At 61.5% G+C, this 11913-nt stretch carries 6 protein-coding genes and 1 pseudogene; 5 read left to right on the top strand and 2 right to left on the bottom strand.

The window, feature by feature from the left end; translation table 11 throughout:
• Positions 1-13: 13 nt before the first annotated feature.
• Positions 14-3420: pseudogene (gene amt, locus BM036_RS03475) on the bottom strand (ammonium transporter).
• 362 nt (positions 3421-3782) lie between these two features.
• Here amt and BM036_RS03480 point away from each other — a divergent pair.
• Positions 3783-4670, top strand: coding sequence for an SDR family NAD(P)-dependent oxidoreductase (locus tag BM036_RS03480; protein ID WP_091848841.1), 888 nt, complete (start codon positions 3783-3785; stop codon positions 4668-4670).
• Between the two features lie 30 nt (positions 4671-4700).
• Here the strand turns inward: BM036_RS03480 and BM036_RS03485 are convergent, their stop codons facing one another.
• Positions 4701-5318 carry a TetR/AcrR family transcriptional regulator gene (locus BM036_RS03485; RefSeq protein WP_091848842.1) on the bottom strand — a complete coding sequence of 206 codons (618 nt, stop codon included), beginning with the start codon at positions 5316-5318 and terminating at the stop codon, positions 4701-4703.
• A gap of 121 nt (positions 5319-5439) precedes the next feature.
• Between BM036_RS03485 and BM036_RS03490 the strand changes: the two genes are divergently transcribed.
• The 4 genes from BM036_RS03490 to BM036_RS03505 all read left to right on the top strand — a co-directional run bounded on the left by BM036_RS03490 (position 5440) and on the right by BM036_RS03505 (position 11857).
• Positions 5440-8661, top strand: coding sequence for a bifunctional cytochrome P450/NADPH--P450 reductase (locus BM036_RS03490; protein ID WP_091848843.1), 3222 nt, complete (start codon positions 5440-5442; stop codon positions 8659-8661).
• 124 nt (positions 8662-8785) lie between these two features.
• Entirely contained in the window at positions 8786-9685 is a 900-nt protein-coding gene (locus BM036_RS03495) for a chemotaxis protein (protein WP_091848844.1), read from the top strand.
• A 122-nt stretch (positions 9686-9807) separates the two neighbouring features.
• A complete protein-coding gene (locus BM036_RS03500; RefSeq protein ID WP_091848845.1) occupies positions 9808-10806 on the top strand; it encodes a glycosyl transferase family 90 in 999 nt (332 codons plus the stop codon).
• A 112-nt stretch (positions 10807-10918) separates the two neighbouring features.
• Positions 10919-11857, top strand: a complete 939-nt coding sequence (locus tag BM036_RS03505) for a GGDEF domain-containing protein (protein ID WP_091848846.1) — start codon at positions 10919-10921, stop codon at positions 11855-11857.
• The last annotated feature ends 56 nt before the right edge of the window (positions 11858-11913 follow it).

Consider the following 11913-nt stretch of genomic DNA (forward strand, 5'->3'; position numbering starts at 1 on the left):
GGCCCATAGCTGCCTACCGGGGCATCATGCGCACTTCAACCTGCTCGCTAAGGGGTCTGGGCTTACCAAGGTGGAAGCCCTGGGCGTAGTCCACTCCCAGCTGCCTGAGCTCGTCGACGATGGCCTGGTTTTCGACGAACTCCGCCACGGTTTTCAGGCCCATTTCCTGGGCAATGTTGTTAATCGATGCCACCATGACCCGGGCGGTGGAATCGACGCAGATATCGCGGACAAAGCTGCCGTCCACCTTTACATAATCCACCGGCAGATTTTTCAGGTAGCCGAAGGAGGAGACGCCTGAGCCGAAATCATCCAGAGCAAAGGCACACCCAATGGCCTTGAGGCTGCGCATAAACTCAAGCGCCCGGCTGAGATGGCGATAGCGTTGGTTTCGGTAATCTCGAAACACAAAGACTGAGGCGGCACCCGCTCCCGTTTTATCCGTTCGTGGACGAATCCCAGAAAATCCTCGTCGGTTAGCGAATCGGCGGTTAAATTGATGCTGTAGTGGCCGGGATTGCCACCACACCGGCGGGCATGGTCACCGATCCAGGCAAGGGTATTGGCGACCACCCACCGGTCGATGGCACAGGCCACGTTGTAGCGTTCGGCTGCCGGCATGAAGGCCCCCGGGGGCACGATCCGACCCTGTTCATCGAGCATCCTCACCAGCACCTCGAATCGTTTCTGGCTTTCCGGTGGCGAGTTCAGTGACTGGATGGGCTGTACGAACAAACGTAACCGGTCATCGTCCAGGGCCTGCCTTATGCGGTTAACCCACTGCATCTCACCCTGGCGTTCCAGAAGCGCCTTATCATCGGTCTGGAAGACATGCACCCGATTGCGGCCGCTCTCCTTGGCGGCATAGCAGGCAGCGTCTGACGCCCTGAGCAATTCGGTAAGACCGTAGCCCTGGCCATCAATAGGCACCAGACCGATACTGACACCCACGGCGAAGGTACGGTCTTCCCAAGAAAACCGGAAGTTTTCCACCAGTTCCCGCACACTGTCCGCCATGGCCTGGGCTTCCTGGATACCGCAGTTCATCAAGATAATGCCGAACTCGTCACCGCCCAGCCGGGCCAGCACATCGGTATCACGAACCCGGACCCGAAACAGGGCCGCCAACTGTCGCAAAAGTTCATCGCCGGCGATATGCCCGCAGGTATCATTGACCACCTTGAACTGGTCGAGATCGAGGTAACAAAGAACATGGCAACTGCCGTGCTCGTCCGTATCCCGCAGGGAGTTGGAGAGACGCCGCTCGAACTCGGCCCGGTTGATCAGGCCGGTTAGGGCATCGTGGGCCGCCTGGTGCTGGAGTTCGCGGGCCAGCTCCCGGGTGACCGAGATATCGATAAAGGTCAGCACCACCCCCATCAGTACCCCCTCCTCATCACGGATCGGCGCCGCCGATTCCTGAACGGGCACCAGCACCCCATCCGCACGACGCAGGGCCCGATGGCGGGCACCGGCACTGGACGGCTGACGCCAGGGTTTGCGTAACACCGCGCGAACCGGGTCTGGCAAACGCTCCCCGCTGGCTTCATCCTCCAGCCGGAAAACATCGCTGACCGGGTGCCCCACGCCCTCGGACACCGAGAGACCGGTCAATTGCTGGGCTACCGGGTTCATATAGGTCACCAGACCGGTACGGTCAGTGGTAATGACGCCATCGCCAATGGACGCAAGGGTGACCTGGGCCAGAGTCTTCTCCCGATGCAGTTGCTCTTCCACCCGCTTACGCTCGGTAATATCCCGGATCATCCCTGTGTAGAGCACCCGGGCCTCCTCGGCGTCGCGGCTGACCGTCAGTTCCGCCAGGAAATGGGAGCCGTCCCAGCGTCGACACACCACCTCTCGACGGACCTCACCACCAGGCACAGGCAGCATGGCCGCCGGGTCCCAGTGACCCGGGTCCAGCAGGCGGGAAAAATGCACCGGGGCCGACTCCGACGGCAGGGCAAACAGGCGCTGTGAACCGGGGTTATAACTGGTCAGCAGCCCCTGTCCGTCAAAGGTCACAATACCGTCACGGATCTCCCGCACGATGGATTGGGTCTTTTCGACCGCCGCCCCCAGGGCGCGGATCACTCGGTTGTACTGGCTGGCGATCTGGCCCACCTCGGTAAAAGGCTCCACCGGCACCTCACCCTTGAACCCGCCAGCCTGAACATCCCCCTCCATGGCTTCCAGCAATTCGATCAGCTCGGTACGGGTGCCATGCTCGGAGATATTCAGGCCCAGTCGCTCTGCCTCAGCCTCTACCCGCAGTGGCCACCACCGGTTAATGAGCCGCAGGAAAACCCAGGCAACGCCAAAACTCCAGAGGCCACAGACCACAACGCCTTCGACCTGAACCAGCAATTGCTCACCAAAACCCAGGCCGGTACCCAACCGCCCGGGATCACCAAACAGCGCGACCGCCAGCGTGCCCCATATTCCGGCCGCCAGGTGAACCGGGATCGCGGCCACGGCATCATCAATCCGCAACCTTAGTAACAGGTCTCCCGCCAACAGCATTACCACTCCGCCCACAGCGCCGATGACCAGAGCGTCCAGGGCGGAAATGACGTGGGCCGATGCCGTTACCGCCACCAACCCCGCCAACAATCCGTTCATTGGCAGGACCACGTCCGTGTTGCCCCGCAGCGCCCAGCTCACCAGCAGCACCGCCAAAACGCCTGAGATGCCTCCCAGCAACGTATTAACGACAATGCCCGGAACGGTGTCGTCTGCGCCAAGGGTGCTACCACCGTTAAAGCCGAACCAGCCAAAGAACAGCAGCAGTGCACCCAACATGGCCAGTGGCAGGTTGGAGCCGGGAATGGCATGGCCATATTTTCCTGTCCCCTCGAAGCGCCCGATGCGTGGTCCGATCAGCAACAGCACCGCAAGCGCAACCCAGCCCCCCACACTGTGCACCACCGTGGCACCGGCGAAATCCACAAACCCCTGCCCGGCCAGCCAACCGGCACCCGTTCCCAGGACGCCTGCCCAGGCCCAGTGACCAAATACCGGATAAATCAGCCCTGCCACAAGCGCCCCCACCATCACATAGGCCGCAAACCGCAAACGCTCGGCGGTAGCACCAGAGATGACGGTGACTGCGGTAGCACAGAACATGGCCTGGAACAGGAAAAACGCGGACAGCCAGGCCTCTTGCTGGCCCACGGGAGGCAGAAAGTGGGTGGTACCGGCCCAGCCGCCGTGGCTGAGCCCGAACATGACACCGAACCCAAACAACCAGTACAGCATGACGGCCAGGGCAAAGTCGGTCATGTTCTTCATGGCAACATTGATGGCGTTCTTGCTGCGGATCAGTCCGGATTCCAGGCACAGGAAACCCAGCTGCATGTTGAACACCAGGGCAGCGCATACCACCAGCCAGAGCACATCAAACAGGGACTTCTCACTCATGTTTTTCTCTTTAGCCGTCGGTGCTGATCCATGACGGCAAGGTCACCGACCACTACCAATCGACGAAGGTTTAGCCATCCCTGGTCGGTACTTCCTTAACCGTCAGGTTGCTAAGCAGGAAGTGCGCCATTCCCGGTGCTGCCCCGGGAACGCCACTGCAGCGGGGGCCAGAGCGCAACACAATGCATGCCTTTACCTCGCCATACGCACCTTTATGGCGCAAATTGGCACCGCCCTGTAAAAGTGCACCATTTTGTTCCATTGCCACGGGCATCACGGAAAAGGGCAGCAACGAAACAACCCCTGTATACTCACTGCTCTCTCGAGAACCCGAACCCTATAAAGATGCAGGAGACTCCGATATGACCATCCGACTGAACGACCAGGTTGCCATTGTTACCGGTGCCGGCGGCGGGCTGGGCCGTTGCCATGCGCTGGCGCTGGCAGCCCGTGGTGCGAAGGTTGTTGTTAACGACCTCGGTGCCGAGCCGGCCGAGGCGGTTGCCGAAGAAATCCGGGCGGCCGGGGGCGAAGCCGTCAGCCACGCCTGTTCCGTGTCCGATTACGATGCGGTGGAAGCCATGGTCAGCAAGGTCATGGACCAGTGGGGCCGGGTGGACATCCTGGTGAACAACGCCGGCATCCTGCGGGACAAGACTTTCGCCAAGATGGAACTGGACGATTTCACAACGGTGCTGGACGTCCACCTGATGGGGTCGGTGAACTGCACCAAGGCGGTGTGGGAAATCATGCGTAACCAGCAGTACGGCCGTATTGTAATGACTACGTCGTCTTCCGGACTGTTCGGCAACTTTGGCCAGTCCAACTATGGTGCCGCCAAGCTGGCGCTGGTGGGCCTGATGCAGACCCTGAGCCTGGAAGGCCACAAGTACAACATCCGGGTGAACTCCCTGGCACCCACAGCGGCTACCCAGATGACCGAAGGTCTGATGCCTGCGGAAGTGCTGGAAAAGCTGAAGCCGGAGACCGTCTCTCCGGGCGTGGTCTTCCTGTGCTCCGAGGACGCCCCCAGCCGCACTATCCTGGCCGCTGGGGCCGGCTCCTTCGAGACCGCCCATATCACCCTGACCAAGGGTGTCTACATTGGTGACGATGAGGATGCCGCCGATCAGATCGCGGCCCACTTCGCGCAAATCTCTGACCGCACCGGCGACCAGGTGCCTGGCATGGGCAGCGCCCAGGGCCAGCAGGAGATCAGCAACCTGATTGCCAGCCAGCAGAAAGGCTGACCACACACGTTACTGATCAGGGATTCCTGGTCAGTGGCGTCCTTCCGAAACCAGGCTTTCAATCCCCGCCAGCATCATCTCGATACTGAACTGTGCATCCGTGTCACTCGTGCCATGGGCCGACGCTTCGTTTACGGGTTCCGGTTCACCGTACAGGGGGCGTAACCGCAGGCCATTGGCCGCCACATTGGCCATACCAATACCGAACGTATAGAGCGCGCTGGTAGCTCGAGGCATATCCTGTTCCGCCACGCCGGCCTTGTGCAGTGCCCGCTGGATATAGTGAAAAATCTCCCGCTCCCGTTCGGTCCCCCAGGGGCTGGTGATCATGGGTGGAAACACCCGTGGATAGCGCTGGGCCAGCTGATGAAATCCCTGCCCCAACTGCCGCAAGGCTTCCTTCCAGTCCGCCGGCATCGGCTCCGGCAAAACCAGTTCTTCCTGGACCGTCTGGAACACCCCCTGCAACAGCGCCTGCTTGTTCTCCACGTGATGATAGAGAGACATGGCGTCCACCCCCAGCGCCCCAGCCAGCTTGCGCATGCTCAGGTCATCGGCGCCGTTTTCCTCAATCAGCGCCAGGGCTGCGCGATAGATTCGCTCCGGGCTCAGGGGTTGTCGTCGTTGCCGGGGGCTGGTGCGTGGCATCACAGGTTTCCTTGCTACATATTGATCGGTTCAATGATGCCCGGATCGTCGGTGATTGACCAGCCTTACAGTGTAGGGTAGATTTTTATCAACCCTACACTGTAAGGCAACAATAACGACCATGAGCCATAACCCGGGCGCCTCCAGCCAGACCCAGCCAGAACAGAACCTGCAGCCTTTCCCCCACCCGCCACGACTGCCGTTGCTGGGTAACCTGCTGCAGATCCCCAAAGACCATATGGCCCAGTACTTCCTGGAGGTCTCCCGGGATTTCGATGGCATTTTCGAGATGGATTTTGCCGGCACCAAAATTCCCTTCGCCTTCTCGGCGGACCTGGTTGAGGAACTCTGCGACGAGACCCGCTTCCGCAAGGTGATCCGCCCGCCACTGTCACTGCTACGGGATATCGTTGGCGATGGCCTGTTCACCGCCAAAAGTGACGAGGCCGCCTGGGGCAAGGCCCATCGCATCCTGATGCCGGCCTTCAGCCAGCGGTCCATGAAGGGCTATTTCGAGGCCATGCGGGAAGTGGCCGAGCAACTGTGCAATCACTGGCAGGCCCATGAGGGCGAAGACCTGCTGGTGGCGGATGATATGACCCGGCTGACCCTGGATACCATCTCCCTGGCTGGCTTCAACTATCGCTTCGACTCCTTCCAGTCCCGGGACCTGCATCCGTTCCTGGGGTCCATGGTGCGGGTACTCGCCGCCAATATGGCCAAGCTGACCCGTTTGCCGATGCTCGAGCGCTTCCGCAAGGACCCGCCGGACTACCTGGCCGATATCGATACCATGAACGAACTGGTGGACGAGGTGATCCGCCAGCGCCGTGAAAACCCCACCGACAGCAATGACCTGCTCAACCTGATGCTGACGGCGGAAGACCCGGAGACCGGCGAGCCCCTGGACGACCTGAACATCCGCCACCAGGTGCTCACCTTCCTGGTCGCCGGCCATGAAACCACCAGCGGGCTGCTGACCTTTACGCTCTACTTCCTGCTGCGCAACCCCCATGTGCTGGCCCGGGCCTATGCCGAAGTGGACCGGGTACTGCCCGGCGACACGGCTCCGGAGTACCGCCACCTGGCACAACTGGACGTGATTGAACGGGTGCTCAAAGAGTCCCTGCGCATGTGGCCCACCGCGCCGGCCTTCATGGTGGCGTCCTACGAGGATGAAGTGATCGGCGGCCGATACCGGCTGCCCCGCAACCAGGGCATCTCCATTCACCTGCCGTCCCTGCACCGGGACCCGAAGGTGTGGGACAACCCGGATGTGTTCGATATCGACCGCTTCCTGCCGGAAAACGAGGCGAAGATCCACCCCCACGGCTACAAGCCCTTCGGCAATGGCCAGCGGGCCTGCATCGGGCGGCAGTTTGCCCTGACCGAGGCCAAGCTGGCCCTGGCCATGATCCTGCAGCGCTTTGCCCTCTATGATCCCCACGATTACCGGCTGGATATCAAGGAAACCCTGACCCTCAAGCCCGATCACTTCTATCTGCGGTTGCGCCGCCGCAAGGAACATGACCGGCTGGTGACCCATACCGCCAGTTTCGCAGTGAGCGAAGCCACTACACCGGAACACCACGGGGTCAGCGGCGAAGGCGAGCCCTTCACCGTTGCCTGGGGTTCCGCCCTGGGCACCGCCCGGGACATCGCCGAGGAGCTGGCCAACCGGGCCGGTGACCTGGACTTCGACGCCCGCAGCGTGCCCCTGGACGAGCTGTCGGAGAACCTCCCAGAAAGCGGAATACTGGTGGTGGTCACCGCCACCTACAACGGGTATGCACCGGACAGTGCCAGGGCCTTCGAGGCCCTGCTGGATGAAAAGGGCCTTTCCGGGATAAAACGCCCGGGGCTGCGCTTTGCGGTCCTGGGTTGTGGTAACACCCAGTGGGTCAACTACCAGGCCTTCCCCCGTCGGGTGGATGATGCCCTGGCAACCACGGGCGCCACCCGCCTGCTGGAACGGGGTGCTGCTGACGGTAACGGCGACTTTGACGGGGCGGTCGAGGACTGGCTCGGCGACTTCTGGCAGACACTGGGAGAGTCGTCACAGCGCGATCCGGCCAGCATTGCCCGGCCCATCACCTTGGTGGACAGCCGCAATACCCGTGCTCAAGTGCTACCCGCGCGGGCGCAATGGCTGACTGTCATCCATAACCGTGAACTGGTAAAAGACGCGGATGCACTCCCGGACTTCACCGGCACCCGGACCCGGGCTTCGACCAGGGACATCCTGCTGGAGCTGCCGGAGGGCATGGACTACCAGACCGGGGACCACCTCGCTGTCTACCCCACCAACCGGGAGGACCTGGTCAACCGGGCCTGCCGACGCCTCCACGTAACGCCCTCGGAGCTGGTCCAGACCGACAACCAGCACTGCCCCGCTCACCTGCCCACAGGCACCACCCTGAGCGTCGGCCAATTACTCGGCCAGTTCCTGGAGCTGCAGGAGCCCGCCAGCCGCAGGGATCTTCGGGTGCTGGCCGCTCACAGCCCCTGCCCCCATACCCGGGAATCACTGACGCAATTGGCCGAGAACAACGATCGCTATCACCAGCAGATCCATGACCAGCGCCAGTCGGTTCTGGACCTGCTGGAACACTATCCGGCGGTGGAGCTGCCGCTGGAGGTCTTCGCCGCCCTGTGCCCGCCGCTGCGGCCCCGACTCTATTCCATTTCTTCCAGCGCCCTGACCCACCCGGGGCAAATACGCCTGACGGTAGGCACCGTCGCCGCGCCAGCCTGGTCCGGCCGCGGAGAATACCGGGGCGTGGCCACCAGCCTGCTGAAAGACCTGGACCCCGGCGATGAGGTTCTGGCGGAGATCCGCACGCCAACCCCGCCCTTCTCTCCGGTGGCCGATCCGGCGCAACCCATGATCCTGGTCGGCGCCGGCACCGGTCTTGCCCCCTTCCGGGCCTTCCTTGAGGAACGGAACCTGCAACGTCAACAGGGACAGGGCGTGGCCAGCAACCGCCTGTTTCCGGGCTGCCGCCACCCGGACCACGACCGCCTGTATGCCGACGAAATGGACCACTGGCAGGATCAGGGGGTCGTCACAATCTACCCGGCATACTCGGCGCTCGCGAACTACCCGCACCGCCACGTGCAGGACGCCCTCTGGGCGCAACGGGAAGAAGTCTGGCAATTGCTGGAAAGCGGCGCCCCGGTGTATGTCTGCGGCGACGGCGCCCGAATGGCGCCTGCGGTTCGGGACTGCCTGATCCGTATTGCCGAAGCCTGCGGCAGCCGATCCCGGGAGGAAGCCTCCCGGTGGCTGCAGGACCTGATGCAGAACGGCCGCTACCACCAGGATATTTTCGGTACCGGCTAAAGATTCCCGGTCCGGGACCGACAACCTGAGGACGTACAAACGGAAACAAAGGTAGCCTGCAGTGTTACACCGCAATCAGCTACCCTGTTACGTCCAAAAGATGGCTGAAACCACCGGAAGTGCCATGACTGAAGCCAGCGCCGTACCCCAGAAACTCCTGCTGTTCCGACTCGCCGGTAACCGCCTGTCGGCCCTTGGCACCCTGAAGATCCGGGAGATCATGCCGATCCAGCGGCTGACCCAGATCCCCCACAGTCATCCGGCGGTTATGGGCACCATGAACTTCCGGGGTTCCGCGGTGCCGGTGATCGACATGGCCGCTGCCGTGGGCTACCCGGCCCTGGATGCCGAGGCCCGCAAGACCGCCTCGATCATCGTCACCGATATCCAGCGCCAGGAAATCGGCTTCCTGGTGCGCAGCGTGGACCGCATTGTCGAGGCCAACTGGAAGCAGGTTCAGGCGCCACCGCGGGCCCTGGGCGACCAGGCGTTTATCACCGGCCTGCTGCAGATCGACAACGACCTGGTACAGCTGATGGACGTGGAGTTGCTGCTGGCCCGGGTATACCCGGAATCCATGCGCGCCAACCCCACCCAGCTCACCGACCTGGAACGGGAAACCCTCCGGGAGCAGCGCATCCTGGTGGTGGACGATTCCCAGGTGGCACGGCGCCAGCTCGCCGACGCCCTGGACCGGGAAAACATCCCCTACGAAGTCACCGGTAACGGCCAGACCGCTCTGGACCGAATCACCGAGGGCAACCGGGACCAGAACCCGGTCACCATCCTGGTCAGCGATATCGAGATGCCGGGCATGGACGGCTATGAACTCACCTTCCACCTGCGTGATGACCGCTCCATGCATCAGCCCTACATCATCCTTCACACATCACTGAACAGTGAGATGAGCGTCAGCTACGCGCAGCAGGTCGGCGCCAATGAAGCACTCACCAAGTTTGATGCGGAAGAGCTGCTGCACGCCATGTTGCGCGGCGCCAGTCATTCAGCAGTGGTTAGCGAGTAAGGTTGAGCAGTCGCACCTGTTGGGTCTTTCCTGAACTTTTGATGACAGTCAGCTGAGACACAGGCCTGTAACGTTCGTCGTGTGCAATAGGCACCTATCGGGGCAACCCATGGGACACGACGATGTTCAGCAAACTGTCAAAGCAGCTCCACAAGGCCAGCTTTTATAGCCGCAACCAGCTTCGATCGCTGGTACCACGGGAAATCTGGCAGGCACGTCGCCGGGCATTGCTTGCCTGGTACAGCCGTATGGACCCGCAAAAACGGGCCGACATTGACGCACGTGTCAGCTATTACAATCGCCTTGAGCGCCCGGTCTTCCCGTCAGGCCAGTGGGAAGCAATCAACCGCTTCAGCAGCAGGAACAAGAGCAGCGCCTACTGTGCCGACTTTCAGCACCTGATACGCCACTTCCCTGGCCACCTCCTGGTCAACTACCGGTTTGGTGATATCACCGAGTTTCAGCAAGAACCCACCCTGGTCAAAAGCCGGCCGGTGACCTCACCCAGGCTCAACGAAAACAGTCTGCTGCTGAAGCTGAATTCTGTCCGCCACTATCGTTTCTGTAAGGACCCGATCGCCTTCCGGGACAAGCAACCCAGGGCAGTCTGGCGTGGCAAGTCCAACCGGGAGCACCGCATCGACTTTGCCCGGCGGTTCATGGATCACCCCCGATGCAACATAGGCTGCACGCGACACAAGGAGCCCGCGCCCCAACCCTGGCACAAGCCGTTCATGTCGATACCCGAGCAACTGGGTTACCAGTTTATCGTCAGCGTGGAAGGCATTGATGTCGCAACCAACCTCAAGTGGATCATGGCATCCAACTCCCTGTGTCTGATGCGCCGGCCACGCTACGAAACCTGGTTCATGGAGGGCACCCTGGTCCCCGGCTATCACTATGTGGAACTCCGTGACGATCACTCCGACCTCCCGGACAAGATCGATTACTATTATCGCCACCCGGACGAGGCCGAGGCCATCATTGCCAACGCCCAGCGACACGTGGCCCGCTTCAGGGACCGGGGTATTGAGGACCTGGTCGGCTTACTGGTCATGGAGCGCCTGTTTCAACTGTCCGGCCAGGTTGGGCCTGCCCGCCTCCCGATAGCGGCAGGCTGATCCAGGCGCCCCGCTGAAAAACCCTGTTATAGACATAAAACATACATATCGGCCTGATCAAAAATGGTACACTTCGTCCCGCACTATCAATATTACCGACGAATCCTTTGCCATGACCCTGCCAACACCAGACCCTGCTGATGCAGCGCGCCCCGAAGATATCAGCTACCAGGCCATAGCCACTGTGCTCAACAGTCTCGACGCCCTCGTGTACGTGGCGGACATGCAAACCCATGACCTGATTTTCTTTAATGACTACGGCAGGAACTACTGGGGTGCTCCGGGGGGCAGGAAGTGTTGGCAGGTACTGCAGAAAGGTCAGACCGGGCCTTGCAGTTTCTGCACTAACCCGCAGCTGGTAGACGACGATGGCAACCCGACCGGACCGCTGGTCTGGGAGTTCCAGAACACCGCCAACAAACACTGGTATCAGTGCCGGGACCAGGCCATTCGATGGATCGACGGGCGCCTGGTCCGCATGGAAATCGCCACCGACATTACTGACCGCAAGGAAATGGAGCAGGCCCTGAAGGCAGCCAAGGCAGAGGCGGAAAAGCTCGCGGATACCGACGAGCTTACCGGCCTGAACAACCGCCGGGCCTTCTTCAACCTGAGCAACCAGGTCATAAGCCAGGCACTGCGAACGGGGGAGCCGGTCGCTGTCATCATGTTTGACCTGGACCACTTCAAGCAAGTGAATGATCGCTGGGGCCATGCTGCTGGTGACACCGTCCTTCGTGGCATGGCAGCCACTGCCCAACGGACAGTGCGGGACTCGGACATCCTGGCCAGGCTCGGTGGTGAGGAGTTTGCCATTCTGTTACCCGCCACGGACCTGCCCAAGGCACGCTACCTGGCCCAGCGTCTGCAACAGGCGTTCAGCAGCCAGATTTTCCCTGTCGCTGACGGCACGGTCCGCTGCACGGCGAGTTTCGGAATTGCGGCCTCCACGGCCCGGGAAATCACCCTTGATGACCTGCTCCGGCAAGCAGACAAAGCACTTTTCAGGGCCAAGGAAGCCGGCCGGAACCGTGTCGACAGCCGCTGCTGAGAGCGAGCTTTTACCACCCTTCCACAAGCCGATATACTCCTGCCAACCAAGCCACA

Source organism: Marinobacter segnicrescens (assembly GCF_900111555.1).
In the GTDB taxonomy this organism is placed as follows: Bacteria; Pseudomonadota; Gammaproteobacteria; order Pseudomonadales; family Oleiphilaceae; genus Marinobacter; species Marinobacter segnicrescens.

What these genes read in the sequence shown, in the direction of transcription:
- BM036_RS03480 (WP_091848841.1), top strand. Translation starts at nt 3,783, where the DNA reads ATGACCATCCGACTGAACGACCAGGTTGCCATTGTTACCGGTGCCGGC.
- BM036_RS03485 (WP_091848842.1), bottom strand. Translation starts at nt 5,318, where the DNA reads ATGCCACGCACCAGCCCCCGGCAACGACGACAACCCCTGAGCCCGGAG.
- BM036_RS03490 (WP_091848843.1), top strand. Translation starts at nt 5,440, where the DNA reads ATGAGCCATAACCCGGGCGCCTCCAGCCAGACCCAGCCAGAACAGAAC.
- BM036_RS03495 (WP_091848844.1), top strand. Translation starts at nt 8,786, where the DNA reads ATGACTGAAGCCAGCGCCGTACCCCAGAAACTCCTGCTGTTCCGACTC.
- BM036_RS03500 (WP_091848845.1), top strand. Translation starts at nt 9,808, where the DNA reads ATGTTCAGCAAACTGTCAAAGCAGCTCCACAAGGCCAGCTTTTATAGC.
- BM036_RS03505 (WP_091848846.1), top strand. Translation starts at nt 10,919, where the DNA reads ATGACCCTGCCAACACCAGACCCTGCTGATGCAGCGCGCCCCGAAGAT.